Source organism: Streptacidiphilus sp. MAP5-3, from assembly GCF_041262505.1.
Taxonomy (GTDB): Bacteria; Actinomycetota; Actinomycetes; order Streptomycetales; family Streptomycetaceae; genus Streptacidiphilus.
This window is the reverse complement of record NZ_JBGCCL010000009.1, coordinates 229,449-246,069: the sequence shown is the minus strand read 5'-3', so window position 1 is coordinate 246,069 and position 16,621 is coordinate 229,449. Positions and strand designations below refer to the sequence as shown.

Annotated in this window: 14 protein-coding genes and 2 pseudogenes; 6 read left to right on the top strand and 10 right to left on the bottom strand. The window is 69.7% G+C overall.

The features are described 5' to 3' along the window. Positions 1-89: 89 nt before the first annotated feature. The 3 genes and pseudogenes from ABH928_RS17030 to ABH928_RS17020 form a co-directional block, all read right to left on the bottom strand. Positions 90-1,169 carry an endonuclease/exonuclease/phosphatase family protein gene (locus ABH928_RS17030; RefSeq protein ID WP_370067091.1) on the bottom strand — a complete coding sequence of 360 codons (1,080 nt, stop codon included), beginning with the start codon at positions 1,167-1,169 and terminating at the stop codon, positions 90-92. Then, the gene (locus tag ABH928_RS17025) at positions 1,166-1,480 is read right to left on the bottom strand and encodes a hypothetical protein (protein WP_370067137.1); all 315 of its coding nucleotides are present in this window, start codon (positions 1,478-1,480) and stop codon (positions 1,166-1,168) included. Before ABH928_RS17025 ends, ABH928_RS17030 begins: the two co-directional genes overlap by 4 nt. A gap of 132 nt (positions 1,481-1,612) precedes the next feature. After that, positions 1,613-2,190 (bottom strand): annotated as a pseudogene (locus ABH928_RS17020) (glycosyltransferase); the annotation flags it as partial. 611 nt (positions 2,191-2,801) lie between these two features. Here ABH928_RS17020 and ABH928_RS17015 point away from each other — a divergent pair. Continuing rightward, the gene (locus ABH928_RS17015) at positions 2,802-3,137 is read left to right on the top strand and encodes a hypothetical protein (protein ID WP_370067089.1); all 336 of its coding nucleotides are present in this window, start codon (positions 2,802-2,804) and stop codon (positions 3,135-3,137) included. On the opposite strand, the gene ABH928_RS17010 is transcribed toward ABH928_RS17015, so the two are convergent. The 3 genes from ABH928_RS17010 to ABH928_RS17000 all read right to left on the bottom strand — a co-directional run bounded on the left by ABH928_RS17010 (position 3,053) and on the right by ABH928_RS17000 (position 5,980). Continuing rightward, positions 3,053-4,258 (bottom strand): hypothetical protein, encoded by a 1,206-nt coding sequence (locus tag ABH928_RS17010; protein WP_370067087.1) that lies wholly within the window; start codon positions 4,256-4,258, stop codon positions 3,053-3,055. The genes ABH928_RS17015 and ABH928_RS17010 overlap by 85 nt on opposite strands. Positions 4,259-4,346: 88 nt before the next feature. Further along, positions 4,347-5,357: a CU044_5270 family protein gene (locus ABH928_RS17005; protein ID WP_370067085.1), complete on the bottom strand. Its 1,011-nt coding sequence runs from the start codon at positions 5,355-5,357 to the stop codon at positions 4,347-4,349. Positions 5,358-5,374: 17 nt separating this feature from the next. Next, positions 5,375-5,980, bottom strand: a complete 606-nt coding sequence (locus tag ABH928_RS17000) for an RNA polymerase sigma factor (protein WP_370067083.1) — start codon at positions 5,978-5,980, stop codon at positions 5,375-5,377. Positions 5,981-6,404: 424 nt separating this feature from the next. Between ABH928_RS17000 and ABH928_RS16995 the strand changes: the two are divergent. After that, a pseudogene (locus tag ABH928_RS16995) lies at positions 6,405-7,348 on the top strand (IS701 family transposase); the annotation flags it as partial. A 51-nt stretch (positions 7,349-7,399) separates the two neighbouring features. Here ABH928_RS16995 and ABH928_RS16990 read toward each other — a convergent pair. The 4 genes from ABH928_RS16990 to ABH928_RS16975 form a co-directional block, all read right to left on the bottom strand. Further along, complete coding sequence (locus tag ABH928_RS16990; protein ID WP_370067131.1) at positions 7,400-8,326, bottom strand: NADP-dependent oxidoreductase; 927 nt, start codon at positions 8,324-8,326, stop codon at positions 7,400-7,402. Positions 8,327-8,424: 98 nt separating this feature from the next. Next, the gene (locus tag ABH928_RS16985) at positions 8,425-8,715 is read right to left on the bottom strand and encodes a hypothetical protein (protein ID WP_370067081.1); all 291 of its coding nucleotides are present in this window, start codon (positions 8,713-8,715) and stop codon (positions 8,425-8,427) included. 78 nt (positions 8,716-8,793) lie between these two features. After that, positions 8,794-10,905, bottom strand: a complete 2,112-nt coding sequence (locus ABH928_RS16980) for a SpoIIE family protein phosphatase (RefSeq protein WP_370067079.1) — start codon at positions 10,903-10,905, stop codon at positions 8,794-8,796. A 242-nt stretch (positions 10,906-11,147) separates the two neighbouring features. Then, positions 11,148-12,338, bottom strand: coding sequence for an ROK family protein (locus tag ABH928_RS16975; protein ID WP_370067077.1), 1,191 nt, complete (start codon positions 12,336-12,338; stop codon positions 11,148-11,150). A gap of 105 nt (positions 12,339-12,443) precedes the next feature. On the opposite strand from ABH928_RS16975, the gene ABH928_RS16970 reads away from it, so the two are divergent. Genes ABH928_RS16970 through ABH928_RS16955 form a run of 4 tightly spaced genes read left to right on the top strand, consistent with a single transcriptional unit; the run spans position 12,444 to position 16,347 of the window. Next, positions 12,444-13,526 (top strand): Gfo/Idh/MocA family protein, encoded by a 1,083-nt coding sequence (locus ABH928_RS16970; protein ID WP_370067075.1) that lies wholly within the window; start codon positions 12,444-12,446, stop codon positions 13,524-13,526. Further along, the gene (locus ABH928_RS16965) at positions 13,527-14,447 is read left to right on the top strand and encodes a sugar phosphate isomerase/epimerase family protein (RefSeq protein ID WP_370067073.1); all 921 of its coding nucleotides are present in this window, start codon (positions 13,527-13,529) and stop codon (positions 14,445-14,447) included. Positions 14,448-14,494: 47 nt separating this feature from the next. Next, positions 14,495-15,247 (top strand): sugar phosphate isomerase/epimerase family protein, encoded by a 753-nt coding sequence (locus tag ABH928_RS16960; protein WP_370067071.1) that lies wholly within the window; start codon positions 14,495-14,497, stop codon positions 15,245-15,247. After that, positions 15,244-16,347: a Gfo/Idh/MocA family protein gene (locus tag ABH928_RS16955; RefSeq protein ID WP_370067069.1), complete on the top strand. Its 1,104-nt coding sequence runs from the start codon at positions 15,244-15,246 to the stop codon at positions 16,345-16,347. The genes ABH928_RS16960 and ABH928_RS16955 overlap by 4 nt, the downstream gene beginning before the upstream one ends. Positions 16,348-16,621 lie beyond the last annotated feature (274 nt).

Sequence of the window (16,621 nt, the reverse complement as noted above, 5' to 3'; positions counted from 1 at the left end):
CCCCACGGTCCGGAGTTTGATCGAACAGAGCGGCCGGGTGCTCGCCGAATAGAGGCCCGGGTGGGCGGCCGCCCACCCGGGCTTGCCCGTCATAGTTCGATGTGGGCGGCGATGGCAAGGTGGTCGCTGCCGTCTTCGGGAAGGGTCCAGGCATTGGTGGGGATCACGCCCCTGGTCATGATCTGGTCGATGCGGGTCATCGGGAACTGCGCGGGGTAGGTGAAGCCGAAGCCCGCGCCAGCTGCGGCTTGTGCGGAGCGCAACTGCGAGGTGACAGGAGCGAGGCTGCGGTCGTTCAGGGTGCCGTTCAGGTCCCCCAGCAGGATCACCCGGGGCAGCTCCTCCGCTGCCAGCGCCTGCCCCAGTGCCTCCGCGCCGGCGTCCCGCTCGTTGGCGGTGAAGCCGCCGTCGAAAGTCACCCGTACCGAGGGCAGATGGGCAACGAAGACCGCGACCTGGCCCGCGGGGGTGCTGACGACGGCACGCAGCGCCCGGACCCAGCCGATCTTCAGGTCGACGGGTTCGGTGTCGCTCACTGGGTACCTGGACCACAGTCCGACTGTGCCTTCGATCGCCCGGTAGGGGTACTCCTTGGCCAGACTGCTCTCGAACTGTGGCAGTTCGACGCCGCTCACCTCGACCAAGGAGATGACGTCGGGGTCGGCAGCCTCCATGTTCCTGACCGTGCCGGGGATGTCCTTGTTGTAGGCCCAGACGTTGTGCTGGACGACGGTAAAGTCATACGCGCCGCCCGTCTTGTCCGTCAGTAGTGAGCCGAAGAGTGAGGACCACAAAAGGGTCGGCACGAGCAGCGCCGCGACGGCTGTGGCCGAGCGCCGCAGCAATGCGATGACGAGCAGCGGGGGAAGAGCCAGCCCTACCCAGGGGAGGAAGCTCTCGATGAAGCTGCCGATGTTGCCTGCGGTATCGGGGATCTGGCGGTGGAACGCGAGCACGCCGGCGGTCAGCAGCGCCAGGGCAGCGAGGATCGGGCCGCGCTGCCAGGTCGTGTGACCGCGTCTATCCTGCCCGCGCCACCGCAGATACCCAAGGCCGGGTCTCCCGCCCCGTCCCCTGCGCTTGCGGCCGTCGACGCGGTGGGCGGGAACCTCCCCAGAGGGCGAGGAGGCACCGGTGGTCTGGGAGCGATGGCGTGGACCGGTACTCATACCTGGCACCGATCGGGTGCGAGCAGGTGCAGGTTCTGGTGGACCCACTCGGAGGCGTGCTGCAGGCCCTCGGCCGGGTCGGTCGGGGGCTGCCGGCGGGTCAGCTCGCGGGCGCGGCGCTTGTCGCAGAGCAGGCGCTCGATCTCGCTGCCGCGCGGACGGGACCGGGTCGGGTCCACGACTGCTTCGGCGTCCGTACCGGTCGAGGTGATCAGTGCGCGGGCGAGGTCGGCCATGGACACCTCGGTGCCGGTGCCCAGCACCCGCCAGCCCGTCCAATCCTGCGTGCTGTGTGCGTGAGGGGTACTCAAGCTGCTGGCTCTTCTATCTGCAACTGTTCGTGGGTGGGTCGTCCGGCCAGGCGCAGCACGCGCCGCGCAAGCAAGCAAGCAAGCTGCGCGGTCGTGAGTGCCTGGATCAGCAGCCGCCCCCATCACGGCCCGGCGGCCGGCCTGGTCGCGCAGCGCCGTGCGATCCATCCGGGCCAGCGCTCCCACCAGTGGCATCCCCACTGCTTCCGCTCGTGTCCCGGGCGGCGGGAGGTCGCCGCGGGCTCGGTCGAAGGCGAGACAGATGTGGGGAGTGAGCCGTGCAGCGAAGCGTTGGCCCTCCCCCGTACGGCATTGGACTCGTGCACCAGGGCGGGCAACCGGGCCAGCCTCACGCCCAGAGTCACCAGGGCGCCGGGGTAGCTGCCCTGGCCGACCACGACCTGGGCTCCCTGACGGTGCAGCAGCTGGCGGACCCGCAACCCGGAGCGCAGCAGGTGAGCGGGGAGAAGGTAGCGGCGCAGGCTGAGCGACCGGTCGAAGGGGATCACGTCGACGGTATGCAGCGGGAAGCCGGCTGCGGAGATCAGCTGTCTTCCCAGGCCGCGCTCGGTGCCGACGAAGGTGATCCGCGCCCGGGGCTCAGCTCTGCGCAGCGCCTCGGCCAGAGCCAGGCCAGGATAGATATGCCCGCCGGTCCCACCCGCCCGCATGACCACGGAGAGCCGTGTGTGTCGTGCTGCTGTCTGCATAGCGGCCAGCATCACCAGCCGGTCTAAGAACAATATAAGTGGCTGTTGATCTCTTCGTCGGTGTCGGCCGGGATGCGACGCGGGGCAGCTGGCCTCGTGGTGCTGGTGAGATTCCCCCGAGATGCGGCTGATGGTGACAGTGGCTCAGATGGGTCCGGCGACAGGAACCATGACGATGAGTGCTCCGAGAAGGCACTCGCTGGAGTCGCGTGAGCGTGCGGTGCGGATGGGCCGCACGACCGAGCCGAAGCCGGTGATCAAGCGTCTGACCGCGCACCGACGTCGGCGCCTCGGGCGCGGTTGTTCAACAGTGGCCCCAGTATTCCCACGGCGACCACCGGCTGGTGGACCACCGAGCTCGCCGAGACGGGGCTCACCCGACCAGAACCGCCCGAAGCCACATCTACGTGACGCCTCGTCGGTACGGGATCGAGACCCTCTGCGGAGGACGGGCGAGCGCGCAGGCGGCGGGCCAGTATCAGGAGATCAGAGCGTGGTGGTGGTCAACCGCTCTGAAGCTCGATGAGCTGCGGTTTTCTCGACGCGGTTGTGTGTGCGCGGCGTAATCGGGGAGCCAGCAGGCAGTCGAGTTGTCCGCGGGGGTGTGATTCATGCCGTCGGTGATCGCGTTGCTGGAACGTCGCGAGGCCCGGGCCCGGGAGGATCTGGATGCCTGGCTGGAGCGGCTGCGCGATGAGCAGGAGCATGTGACGTCTCGCCAGGAGCAGTCGGCCGGGCTCGGGACTGATGCCGAGCGTCTGATCCGAGACCGCGAGGGCTCGGTTTTGCGGCTGCGGCTCATCCGGGATCGGTCCCGGATGAGCCGCAGCTCAAGAACAGCCGTTGGACTTCGTCTGGTGGTTCAGCTGCGGCTGGTGAGGGTCATCGACTGCGGCAAGGATTGGGTGGGATCGGCGATCGGACCCACAATCGTGATCTGGCGCTGAGGTGACACCGCGACGCTGCTGGGGTCGAAGAGCGTGCCGGCAGGCAGGCCCAGGGAATGCCACTTTCCGTCGGCGAACCGCATCGCGTAGCCGTCCGAGCCGGGACCGGGGTACGGGGCCAGGGTGGTCCGGCCGGCCACGACGACGCCCTGCGGTGTCAGGGCGAGGGATGCGATGCGGCCTGCCGTGTTCGGTGTGGGGACCTGCTGCCAGGTATGGCCGTTCCAGTGCTCGACCAGGGCGTGCCCCACTCCTCCGTCGGCCGGGTCGAGCATGTCCCGGCCCACTGCCCACACGTCGTTCGGTCCGCCGGCCGCGACCGCGTTGAACTCGCCCGCCACCCCGTGATACTGCGGGGTGGCGACGTGTGTCCAGGTGCGTCCGTCGGAGTGCAGCAGCACCGGCTGGTCCTGGTCGAGGTTACTCCCCACCGCCCAGATGTCGTGGGTGTTGATCTCGGTCACGGCATCGAGGGCCCAAGCCCCGGCGAGCTTCGGGAGCGGGACAATCTTCCAGCTGGTGCCGTTCCAGTGCTCGACCAGTCCCACCAGATGTCCGTTGGGGCCGTCGGGCGCGCTGGGGACCTGGGCCCAGCCCACTGCCCACGCGTCACGGCTGCTGAGTCCGGACTCTCCAAGGAAGCCGGCAGTGTCCTGGATGGTCGCAGCCGGAACGGGTGCCTTCGCCAGCTTCCAGGCCGCTCCGTTCCAGTGCTCGGTGACGATGCCGCCCACCGTGGGGGCGTCGTCGCCGACTATCCAGCCGTCGCGGCTTGAGTCCGAGGTGACCGCGTTGAAGCGTGTGTCGGTGCCGGCGGGCAGGGGCGCGGTTGCCGTGTCCGTCCAGCCGCGCCGGTCCCCGTCTTTTCGCGTCAGCAGTACCGGCAGGTGCTGCGTGACCTTCGGGCCGACTGGGATGATCTGAAATCCTGCCGCCCAGGTGGTGTGCGCGTCCGGCTGGGCGACGCTGGTGAGAACGGTGTCCTTCGTCGGCACGGCAGAGGCCGTCCAACCCGGCTTGCCTTCCGGGGCCGAAGCAGCCGAGGCTGGGACGGCCGGGCTCACGGCCCCGGAAGCGATCAGCACTGCGGTGGCGGCGGTCAACGTCTTGGTGCGAGACACGGTGATCTGCTCCTTGGGATTCAGACATTGGGTGTGGGCGGTTGGGCGGTCCCGTAGCGGGGCGCCCGGGGGCTGTGGTGGGTGGTGGTCAGCCGGTGGCGCTGTCGGCAGGGCCGACCGTGAGGAATGTCAGCCGTTCCACGACCGCTCCGGCCCTCAGGGCGGGCCTGCCACCGGACAGGTTGCGTCCCTGCGCGACTTCGTCCATCTGGGCCGTCGGACGCGTGAGGGAGGGTGACAGTGCGGGTAGGGCCTGGGCGGCCGTGAAGAGGGTCTCGAGCAGTTGGCCGTTGGCCGGGTCGATGATGTAGCGGACGATGAGCTTGCCGTCGGCCCGCTCCACCGCCATGCCGGCCCGACCGGTGGCGTCGGTGGCCTTGCCCACCAGGCGGACGCCGGGCAGATCCGCAGCCACCTGGTACAGCGCACTTCGCAGTTTCGGTGAGGCAGGGGAATCCAGGAGGTCGCCGATGACGGTGAACACCTCCTCGGAATGGTCCTGCCCGGGGTTGGCGAACTTCTCCAGCAGGGTGCGCAGCGCGGCCGTGTCAGTGGGCAGCGCATCAAGCTGGTCCCAGGTCAGGTTGCGGATGCCGATGCTGAATTGGCCGGGACCCGCTGACGCCTTGTCCTCGCGCAGAGGCGAGGTGACGCGCAGGTGCGAGGTGCGGCCGGCGTGGTGGGCCAGGAGCTCTTGCATGTCGACGCGCGAGCCGTCCGCTTCCACGCGGATGGTGCTGATCTCCCAGTAGGGTGCGTTGCCCCAGTCGGCGCTCTGCGCCGACTGGACGTAGGAGACCTGACTCAGGAACGTGGAGGCGTTCTCGGCGGCGGACGGGGGCTGGGGGCCAGGGGCGGTGGTGGGCTGGACGACGGTTGAGGCCACCGCAGCTGCGGCCGTGATTGCGGTGATGCCGGTCAGCGCCAGACGAAGCGTCCAACGGCGAGGGCGCCGGGGCTGCTCGAAGGAGGTGTCACGAGCGCCGACCGAGGCGTACGCCGCGCTCAGCAGAGCGGCCCGGCCGTGCTCAACGGCTGCCTGGCTCGGTTCGGCCTCGGGCCCGGCCAGCGCGTTCCCGATCAGGGTGAGGTCATCCATGGTCGTTCTCCGCTTCGCTAGTTGCTGGTTGTGTGCTGGGTGAGGGCAGGTTCCAGAAGCCGCCGCATTTTCGTGCGAGCCCGATTCATCCGGGAGCCGACCGTGCCCGAGGGGATGCTCAGGGCCTGGGCAACCTCGGCATAGCTGAGGCCGGCCACCGCGATCAGCAGCAGGACGTCGCGGTCAGCCCGGGCGAGCGTGGCCAACGCCTCGCCGAGCTGGGGCCGTAGCCGCAGTGCGGCGACCTGGTCGGCGACGGTGTCCTCGAAACCGGTCTCAGCATCGGTTTCCCCCGCGCGCAGGTTCGTGTAGTGCCGGCGCTCAGCACGGCGGTGGCGGCCGACAAGGTTGGTGGCGATGCCGAACAGCCAGGCCCGGACCTGCCCCCGGGCAGGGTCGAAGGTTCCGCGTTTTCGAAAGGCGGTCAGGAACACCTCCGCGGCCACGTCCTCGGCCACGTCCGCCCCGAGCCGGGCTGCCACATAGCGGTGGACAGCCCGATAGTGCGCGTCATACACAAGCGCGAAGCGCTCCGGCACCCCCAACGACGCCTCGACTGCCGCCCGCACGGAAGCGTCAGCGGCCGTCCCGGAGGGGTCCAGCAGATCAGCTTGTGGCGTCACAGATATCCCTCGGCGGTTGGAACGGAAAACTGGTCACACCCATACTTCGCCCCAGAGCGAATCCTTCTTCACGGGCCCACCACCGATCTCTGACCGCGATTCGTCGGCCGCCGGTGCACGACGAACATTTCAGCGGTTCGCCCGTGAAGTCCCGATGCCTCTGGGGCGGATGGTCGCTCGACGTTGCGGCTCGCAGGCGCAACTGGGCGTCGTGCAGCGGCACGTGCGGCGCCACCTTGGTGGAGACGGTTGGGAAAGCGCGGCCCTGCGCGGGTTCGCCGGTGATCGTGCGCGGGCCGTCGATGTGCAACACGCTCGCTCAGGAAGGCGGGGTGCCTGGGAACCTGGCCGCGCAGTGCCACGAGATCTACGGCTGAGCACGGGAAGGACTTGGGGGCGGTGCGCGCTGCGCAACGACCTCGGCACAGTTGGCGTCCAGCGCCAGTACACCGGCACCGCGGCCCGGATCGAAAACGCCCAGGTCGCCGTCTACCTGGTCTACGCAGGTCAGCGTGGGCACGCCGCGGTGGATCGGGAACTGTATATCCCGCGCTCCTGGACCTCCGACCCCGACGGGTGTCGCGCCGCCGGACTCGGCGAGGAGACGTCGTTCGCCACAAAGCCCGAGCTGGCCGCGCGCATGGTGGCCCGGTTCCTGGACACCGGCCACTGGTCCGCCTGGGGTGCGGGCGGCGAAGTCTACGGCGACAACCCCAAGCTGCGGAGCGCCCTGGAGGAGCGCGGCACCGGCCACGTTCTCGCGGTGGCTTGCTCGCACGAAGTCACCACCGCCGCAGGGAAGTTCCGCGCGGACGCCCTGATCAAGAAGGTGTCCCGGCGGGCGTGGCAGAAGCTCTCCGCAGGCGCGGGCGCGAAGGGCCGACGCTACTACGACTGGGCCGTCGTCGACCTCGCCGACCCCGCTCCCGGCAGCCGTCAACTACTGAGCCGCCACAACCGCGAAACCGGTGAACTCGCCTACTGCCACTGCTACTCGCCCACCCTGGCGCCGTTGACTACGCTGGTGCGCGTCGCTGGATCAAGGTAGCGGGTAGAGGAGTTCTTCCAGTCCGGAAAGGGCCTGGCCGGACTGGACGAGCACCAGGTCCGCCGCGACGGGTCCTGGTCCGCTGGGTCACCATGGCCATGCTGGCGCACGCCTTCCTCGCCGTCATCCGCCCCGACGAACACGCCCGTCAGCCCGCTTCCGACGCCCTCATACCCCTCACCTGCAATGAGATCCAGCGCCTGTTCGTCACCCTCGTAGTCCAACCCGTCCGCGACGCTGCCCACCGGCTCGGCTGATCCGACTGGCGACGCCGGCACCACTCCCGATTCCAGACCAGCCACTATGGGTGGCAAGCCGCCCATACATGGAGATCACAATCTACGGCTGGAGTAGCACGGCCTACAGCTGGACTACTGGCCAACCGTCAGAACAAGCTTGCCCTGGACCTGGCCTGCGTCCAGGGCAAGGTGGGCGGTCGCGGCATCGACGAGGTCGAAGGTGGCCTCGATGTGAGGGCGGATCTTCCCGGCGTCCGCGAGTTCTGCGATCCGTTCCAGGGAGGCATAGTCGGGCTCGACGGAGGTCACGACGAGTCGCACGCCGCGCGCTGCGGCCGCGGTGGCAAGCTCGTCTCCGTCCTCGAGGATGCTGACGAGCACGCCTCCTGCCCGCAATACGCCCAATGAGCGCTGGCCTTGGGCGGTCGAGTCGAAGACGACGTCCATGTTCCGAACGGTGTCGGTGAAGTCGGCGGTCCGGTAGTCGACCAGATCATCGGCCCCGAGTCCGCGCAGGAAGTCATGGCGTGCCGCGCTCGCCACTGCGGTGACGTGGGCACCGTGCGCCTTGGCTATCTGCACCGCCAAGTGCCCCACCCCGCCAGCCGAGCGCAGGATCAACACCCGGTCTCCGGGTGCGATTCGGGCCCGGTCGACCAACCCCTGCCACGCCGTCAACGCGGCCAACGGAAGAGCAGCGGCTTCTACGTGGCTGAGTGACGCTGGCTTCCGCGCCAGCTGCCGGGAGGGCGCGGCGACATACTCCGCGTAGGCGTTGGCCGCTCGCGGGAAGAACGGCATGCCGAACACCTCGTCGCCGACGCCGAAGCGGGCGCCCGACCCGGCCTCTTCCACCACCCCGGAGATGTCCCAGCCCACGCCGAAAGGTGGTTCGCCCAGCAGTGGGTACTCCCCCGACCGGACCACCGCGTCCACAGGGTTTACCCCACAGGCACGCACCCGGACCAGTACCTCGCCCGGCAGACAGCTCGGCCGGTCGGTGTCCACGACCTCCAGAACCTCCGGACCTCCGAACGACTTCTGCATGACCGCACGCATCAACATGCACACCATCCCCCATACACATTCGCCGAGGTGCGTCCCGTTCCGCGCCGACGCTGGCGATCATAGCGGCGCGAACGACCCCGCCAGCGAGATCACGATCTAGGGTCTGTACAGCCAGCGGGACGGTGAGGTGTTCGCGGGGATGTCGCGCGAACCGCGGCAAATACCACCATGCTCTCCTGGCAGGTCGAATGGTCCGGCAGCTTCACGGCCGGCGACGGGGGCGGCGGTTCGGGGTCGGGCAGCTCCAGCAGCGCCTTGCGGGTGGTCCGGATCTCCTCGGCGCCGGTGTCGAACCCGTTCAGCAGCGCTGTCAGCTCCGCGACCTTCTCCCGGGCCGTCTCGGCCCGCGCGGCGATCTCCCGTTCTCGCGCGAGTCGCACCAGCAGCGCCCCGAGGGTCAGCTCCCCGCTGGTCGAGCGCCGCGCCAGGTGGAGGTGGAGGCGTCGGTCAGCGCGGGCTCAAGGCCGGGTGTGCAGGAGCAGAACAGCAATGTCATCGCGGCGTGGGAAGTCGTGTGATGACTCCGCCAAGAGCGCATCGATGAGGGTGTCGAGCTGTCCGGCCTCCGACATGTCGCCACGGTTGAGAATGCCGGCGCACTTGGCAAGTTGTTGATCCAGATCAATGCCTGGGGCCTCGACCAGCCCGTCGGTGTACATGCCGAGCAGGGAGCCAGCTGGGAGGGCAAGCTCGGTCAGCGGGTATTCAGGATCGGGTGTGGCGCCGAGGAGGGGACCCGGAGCGATCTCGACGGCGGAGCAGGGCTGGCCGGGTAGGCGTAGCAGCGGGGGCAAGTGGCCGGCGTTGGCGAGCTGTACCCGGTTGTGGGCGAGGTCGATCCGGGCGAACAGGCAGCTGGCGAGCAGTTCGGTCTGGAGGTCGTCGAGGAGTCGGCTGGTGCGCGCGAGGACTTGATCGGGTGGGGTGCCGGCGCTGATGTAGGCGCGGATGGCCGTGCGGATCGTGCCCATCGTGGCGGCTGCTGCCACGTTGTGCCCTTCCACGTCGCCGATCACCGCAACGACGGTCGTGTCGTTGATACGGACGAGGTCGTAGAAGTCACCGCCGATGTCCATGCCGCGTGTGGCGGGCAGGTAGCGGGCGGCTGCTTCGAGCCGGGGGTCCTCGGGCAGGGTTTGCGGGAGGAGTGCTTCCTGCAGGCCGCGGGCAAGTAGGTGCTGTTCGTCGTACAGGCGCGCGCGGTCCAACGCCTGGGCGATCAGGCCGGCCAGGGACGTGAGCACGGCGCGTTCATTGGCGCCGAATCGCCGTTCCTTGTCGTAGGCGAAAGCGCAGCAGCCGACCGGATGGTGGTAGACGGCTAGCGGGAGAAGAGCCCAGGCCTGCTTGCCCGTAATCTCCGAGAGCCGTGGAAAGCGCTGGTTGATCTCGTCGGCCGAGCTCAAGAAGAGGGCTCTGCCTGTGGTGGCCGCCTGTGCCGCTGCGCTGAATGCCGTGTCGAGCGGGGCTCCGTCCAGCAGGTCGGCGATGTCAGGCGGGTAGCCCTGATGGCCGATCACGTGCAGGCGGCTGTCCCTCACCGTGAACATGATCGCGGCCTGCGCGTCCACGACGGGCATGATCTGCTCGACGACCACCCCGGCCACGTCCCGCACCGTGGCTGCCTCAGTAAGCGCCGCAGCGACATGCACCACCTGGTAAAGATGCCCCGCGCTCTTCGGTGTTGTCGGAGAGCTCTCACCGGCATTTCGCGGCGTACCGGGATCGGTGGCGGTCTTGTTCACCAGCACGGTGATTCCGCTGCCGTCCGGATAGAGGCGGAAGAGCAGGCTTTCGTGTGGCGGTCGCACGACCGTGAAGGAGACCGGCTCACGGCTCACCACTGCCGCGCGATAGCCGTCCTCGCACACGGGGTCGTCCAACCACGGGATTGCATGCCATGGGAGCGTCCCGAGCAAGTCGGACTCCGTGCCCCCCAGCAGGGCGGATGCCTTTGGAGTGACGAAGGTGAAGCGGCCCTGGAGGTCCAGCCCGCAGACGCCCACGGGCAGCCGCTCGATGGCATCGTTAGCAGCGAGCCCACGCTGCGCCAGATCGGCGCTTCGGGTGGGAGTGGACAGTACCCGAGGACGGCGGGGAGGCAGCGGCAGGCGCCTCCGCGCCTGGGTGTCGATGAGCCGGGCAAGGGAGTGGGCGCCGGCTGCAATGTTCCGGCGTTCGCGGGAATTGGCTACCGGCGGATGGGTGGCAGGCCACATCAGCATCAGAACGCCCCACCTGTGCGTCCCCGTGACCGGCAGAGCGGCGAGCGCGAACGGATACGGCAGCACGGCGGCGACCCGCGGATAGGTTCGTGCCATCCCCTCATGGGTGCCGACCCACACGAAACGCTGGTCCCGATAGGCATCCGTCCCGGGCAACGGCGTGGAGATGCTGGCGCTGAGCCACGGGCTGAGAAGATCGAGCGGCAGCCCTGCCAGCAGCGTGAGCCTCAGCATTCCCGGGTCGGTATCCCTCAGGTAGAGGGCGCCCGCGATCGCCCCCACCTGGCGCATGCACTCTTGGAAGGGGGCGTCCAGGTACGCAACCGCTTCCGTATCCTCGATCACGCCTGCACCTGGCACGCCGGATCGAGGCGCCACACCGCCCATACTGGGACGCTACGTCCATACCCATGCGGTCGCACCCCGGGTCATCCTGGCGGCCCCAGTGGTTCGTACTCCGCTACTCGCCGGCACAGCCACGGCAGCCAAGCGTGGTGTCAAGCAGCACACGCAATCGGCGCCCAGGCCGGGCCGAGCACAGGTCTTCGGCGAGTGGCGAGGAGCTCGCTTCAGGGTGTCGGGTGCTGTCAGGTCCGGGCTGCCGGGTCGAGCATCGCGGCCAGGCCCTGGGGCGAGAGGAGGTGGTCGACCGCAAGGCGGCGGGCGCCCTCGACGCCCGCGCGGGGACCCAGCAGGGAGGTCTCGATGGACATCGTGCGGGTGGCCAATGGCAGGGCCCGGCGGTAGACGGCGCCGCGGATGTCGGCGAGCAGGTCGTCGCCCAGGCCGGCCATGCTGCCGCCCAGCACGATGGCGTCGGGGTTGTGGAAGCTGACCAGCGTGGCCAGCAGTTCGCCCAGCCGCTGTCCGGCCAGACGGACCTGATGCCGCGCCAGCGGGTCTCCCGCCGCGACGAGGCGGACGACGTCGGCCGCGCCCCGCGCTGCCAGACCGGCCTTGGCCAGGGTGGCGGCGATGGCCGCGCCGGAGGCGACCGCCTCGACGCAGCCGGTGTTGCCGCAGTGGCAGAGCACGTCCTCGTGTCCGGGCAGGGGTATGTGGCCGATGTCCCCGGCCGCGCCGCTCGCCCCCCTGTGCACCAGGCCGTCGGAGACGATGCCGCAGCCGATGCCGGTGCCGACCTTGACGTAGAGCAAGTGGCGGGCTTTGGGGCGGTGGCTGAACTCGCCGACGGCCATCATGTTGACGTCGTTGTCGACCAGGACGTCGGCGCGGTACCGGTCCGCGAAGAAGCGAGGGATCGTGTAGCCGTCCCAGCCGCGCATGATGGGCGGGCGCACGACTGTGCCGGTGACCGCCTCGACGGGGCCGGGGACGCCGATGCTTATGGCCCTGACGTCCTCGCGGGCGCGCCCGCAGGCGGTGAGCAGCCGTGAAGCCTGCTCGTCGAGGGCGGTCAGCACGGTGTCCGGGCCGTCGTTGACGTCCGTGGTCTGGGTCTCCTCGGCGAGGACGCGGCCGCCGAGTTCGGAGACGGAGACTCTGCGGTGCGTAGCGCCCAAGTCGATGGCACAGATCAGCGTGTGCTCGGAGGCGAGTTCCAAGGTGAGCGGCGGGCGGCCGCGCTCGCTCGCGGCGGTGCCCGTCTCGAGCAGGACGCCACGGGCGATCAGCAGGTCGACGCGCTGGGCGACGGCGGCGCGCGAGAGCCCGGTTGCGTCCACGAGCCGGCTGCGTCGCGTCACGCCGGAGGCAACCAGTCGTGCCAGCTCGCTGAGCGAGTCCAGTTGCCGTCCGCTCGGCGTCCCTGTGCCCATGCGCCGTCACCTCTCCGATTTATGGCAGAACTTAGCCGAATTATTGTCATTGTCAACGTAAATAAGCCTGGCTAGCGTCGACTTCAGCAGAAAAGGAGGGCCGCCGTGCCCCAGCTTCCACTGCGCGCGGCCATCCTCGGCGCAGGCATGATCGGACGCGTCCACCTGGACGCCGCACGCCGGGCCGGGGCCACGGTCGTCGGCATCAGCGCATCCACGCCCGCCAGGGCCACGGCGGCGGCCGAACGGCTAGGGGTAGCCCAGTCCTTCGACTCCGCCGAGGAGTTGGCCACCAGCGACGCCGTCGACGTCGTGCACGTCTGCACACCCAACGACACCCACCGCCCGCTCGCCGAGCTCGCGCTCAAGGCCGGCAAGCACGTGATCTGCGAAAAACCCCTCGGCCGCACCCGGGCAGAGGCGGACGCCCTGGTCGCCGCCGCCGACTCGCGCAGCGGGCAGGTCGCCGCCGTTCCCTTCGTCTACCGCTACCACCCCATGGCGGCGGAGGCCCGGGCTCGGGTGAAGGACGGCCGCGCCGGCAGCGTCAGGCTGCTCCACGGCCACTACCTGCAAGACTGGCTCTCCCTGCCCGCTGACACCAACTGGCGTGTGGACCCTGACATCGGCGGTCCCTCCCGCGCTTTCGCGGACATCGGCTCGCACTGGTGCGACCTGGTCGAATGGGTCACCGGCCACCGCATCACCGAGGTCACCGCGCTGACCCGGACTGTGGCGCGCGACGGCACGAACTGCCGGACCGAGGACGCCGTCCAACTCCTGCTGTGCACGGACCTCGGCGCCATCGGCGCGCTGACGGTCTCCCAGATCTCACCGGGCCGCAAGAACCGCCTCTGGTTCGAGGTGGACGGCGAGCGGACCTCGCTCGCCTTCGACCAGGAGAACCCCGAGTCGCTCTTCGTCGGCAGTCGCGCCGAGAACAGCGTGCCTGCACGTGATCCCGCGCTGCTGTCCCCCTCGGCCGCACGGCTGTCCACCGTCCCCGGCGGACATCCCATGGGCTACCTCGACTGCTTCGCCGCGTTCGTGCGCGACGTCTACGCCGCGGCCCGCGGCGACGGCATACCGGACGCGTTCCCCTCCTTTGACGACGCCGCCCGCATGGTCCGCCTGACCGAGGCGGTCCTGCGTTCGGCCGCGTCCCGCTCCTGGATCGAGGTGCCGTAAGTGAAGCTCGGCTTTCTGACCGCCTGCCTTCCCGAACTCTCCCTGCCCGACATCGCGGCCCGCGCCTCGGCCCTCGGCTATCAGGCCCTGGAAGTCGCCGCCTGGCCGTCCACCGGCTCACGGGAGTTCGAGGCCAGCCACATCGACGTGGCCGACTTCGGCAAGGCCCGGGCCGACGACATCCGCGCCCTGTTCGACCGCCACGGGCTGACGCTGTCCGCCCTGGCCTACTACGAGAACAACCTCCACCCCGACGAGTCCCGACGCGCCGAGATCGCCGCGCACCTGCGGTCCACCGTCGACGCCGCCGCGCTGCTGGGTGTGGAGTGCGTCGGCACCTTCATCGGCCGCGACCCGGGCCGCACCGTCAAGGAGAACCTCGCGCTGGCCGAGCGGCTGCTGCCGCCACTGGTGGAGTACGCCGGCGAACGCGGCGTCAAGATCATGATCGAGAACTGTGTGATGGAGGGCTGGCACCCGGACGGCTACCCGGGCAACCTCGCCTACTCCCCGGAACTATGGGAGTGGATGTTCAGCCTCGGCCTCTACCTCAACTTCGACCCCTCCCACCTGCTCTGGCTGGGTATCGACCCGGTCGAGGCGCTCACCCCCTACCTGGGCCGCATCCCGCACGCGCAGGCCAAGGACGCCCAGCTCAACCCCCGCGCCCGCAACCGCTACGGCGTCTTCGGGCGCACGGTCGAGCGCAACGACGGCTGGGACAGCGGCTGGTGGCGCTACCGGGTCCCCGGCCTGGGCGACGTCGACTGGCGCCGGCTCGTCGACGCCTTCTACGAAGGCGGCTTCACCGGCGTCCTGTCGGTCGAGCACGAGGACGCGGTCTGGAGCGGCAGCACCGAACGCGTCACCCAGGGCCTGCAGATCGCCCACCGCACCCTGCGCCCCCTCATCGTCGTCTGAAACGCGCGCCGGCTGAACCGCATCGCCGCAACGAGAGGACACCACCGATGACCAGCCCCATCAGCGTCCAGCTCTACACGCTGCGCGACCAGATCGCTCAAGACCACGACACGGCCCTGACCCGGCTCGCCGCCATCGGCTACACCGCCGTCGAACCGTTCGACCCGATGAACGACCCCAAGGGCTTCCGCCGCACCGCCGACGACCTCGGACTGACCGTCACCAGTACCCACGCCTACGCCCTGCTCCAGCCGGACGCCGACCAGGACGCGGTCTTCGACGCCGTCGCCACACTCGGCACCGATCTGGTGGTCATCCCCGGCGGCATCGCACCCGAGGAATTCACCAGCCACGACGGCATACGCCGGACCGCAGACCTGCTCAACGGCTTCGCGGTCGACGCCGCCCGGCACGGCATGCGCATCGGCTACCACAACCACTGGTGGGAGCTCGAATCGCGGATCGACGGGCGTCACGCCCTCGAAGCGCTCGCCGACCTGCTCGCGCCCGAGGTCTTCCTGGAGATCGACACCTACTGGGCCGCTGTCGGCGGCGCAGACGTACCCGCGCTGCTGCGCGGCCTCGGGGAACGGGTGCTGGCCCTCCACGTCAAGGACGGCCCCGGCGTCCGGAACGAGCCGAACACCGCCGTCGGCCAAGGCACCATGCCGATCGCAGACTTCCTCGCCGCCGCTCCCACCGCCCAGCGAATCGTCGAACTCGACTCCTGCACGGGCGACGTCTTCGACGCCCTCGCCCAAAGCCATGCCTACCTCGCCCGTCTGGAGCGCACCGCATGAACACCGGCCCAGTCGGCGTCGCCCTGGTCGGCGCGGGCGTCATCAGCGCCCAATACCTGAAGACCCTCGGCGAGTTCCCCGACATCGCCCTGATCGCGGTCGCCGACCTGGACGTCGAACGCGCCCGGTCCGTCGCCCGCAAGTACGACGTCCCCGAGGCAGGCGACGTGGCCTCGGTCCTGGCGATCCCCGAGGTCGAGATCGTCGTCAACCTGACCGTCCCGGCCGCCCACGCCGAGATCGCGAAGGCGGCCCTGACCGCGGGCAAGCACGTCTACGGCGAGAAGCCGCTCGCGCTCGACCCACAGGACGGCGCCGCGATCCTCGCCGACGCGCGAAGTCGCGGCCTGCGGGTGGGCAGCGCCCCGGACACCTTCCTCGGCGCGGGCCTGCAGTCCGCCCAACGGGCCCTGCTCGCGGGCACGATAGGCGAACCCGTCAGCGCGACCGCCGTGATGCAGAGCCCGGGCCCGGACCGCTGGCATCCCAGCCCCGAGTTCCTCTACGGCCACGGCGGCGGACCGCTGTTCGACATGGGCCCCTACTACCTGACCGCCCTCGTCGCCCTCCTCGGCCCCGCCACGCGCGTGGCCGCCACCGCTCGCCGCGCCCGCGACCACCGGGTGATCGGGTCCGGCCCCAGGGCCGGCACCAACTTCCCCGTCGACGTACCCACCCATGTCCACGCGCTACTCGACTTCGCCAGCGGCCCGAGCGCGGCCGCCACCTTCAGCTTCGACTCCCCCCACTCACGGTCACTCCTGGAGATCACCGGCACCCAGGGAACCCTCCAACTCCCCGACCCGAACAGCTTCACCGGCCCGCTGCGCATCCGGCGCTTCGAGGACGACACCTGGCGCGAACTCCCGGTCGAGGGCCCCGTGGCCGGCCGCGGCCTCGGCGTCCTCGACCTGGCCCGCGCACTGCGCACCAACCAGCAGCACCGCGCCTCCGGCGACCTGGCCCAACACGTCCTGGAGACAATGACCGCCGTCGCCGAGTCCGCCGCAACCCACGCAACCGCACACCTACAGCCGAGGAACACCACCATCCCGCCGCTCCCCAGCGACTGGAACCCGACCGCAGCCACACTGACCTGACGGGGCGCCCGCTCCGAGACCCTGCCCGATCTGTTTGCGGCCGAAGCGGCCCGTACCCGGCGTACAGGCCGACTCGTCCGCCGCCATACAACGCCGCAGGTCAGGCAGCTACCTGAGCACGCAGGGAACAGAGCCGTCGACAAGCCGTATAACGATCTTGCCGTTGCCCACGGGGCCGTCTCACAGGCAGCACCGGCACGCGTCACGGACGCAGGGAGCCATGATGGGACGATGAGCAGCTGCCATCCGGCGCGCTGGGCCTGCACAACCTGCC

Bases quoted from the DNA above. Each gene is read 5' to 3' on its own strand.
- ABH928_RS17030 (WP_370067091.1), bottom strand. From the start codon at position 1,169: ATGAGTACCGGTCCACGCCATCGCTCCCAGACCACCGGTGCCTCCTCG.
- ABH928_RS17015 (WP_370067089.1), top strand. From the start codon at position 2,802: ATGCCGTCGGTGATCGCGTTGCTGGAACGTCGCGAGGCCCGGGCCCGG.
- ABH928_RS17005 (WP_370067085.1), bottom strand. From the start codon at position 5,357: ATGGATGACCTCACCCTGATCGGGAACGCGCTGGCCGGGCCCGAGGCC.
- ABH928_RS16990 (WP_370067131.1), bottom strand. From the start codon at position 8,326: ATGCGTGCGGTCATGCAGAAGTCGTTCGGAGGTCCGGAGGTTCTGGAG.
- ABH928_RS16975 (WP_370067077.1), bottom strand. From the start codon at position 12,338: ATGGGCACAGGGACGCCGAGCGGACGGCAACTGGACTCGCTCAGCGAG.
- ABH928_RS16960 (WP_370067071.1), top strand. From the start codon at position 14,495: ATGACCAGCCCCATCAGCGTCCAGCTCTACACGCTGCGCGACCAGATC.
- ABH928_RS16955 (WP_370067069.1), top strand. From the start codon at position 15,244: ATGAACACCGGCCCAGTCGGCGTCGCCCTGGTCGGCGCGGGCGTCATC.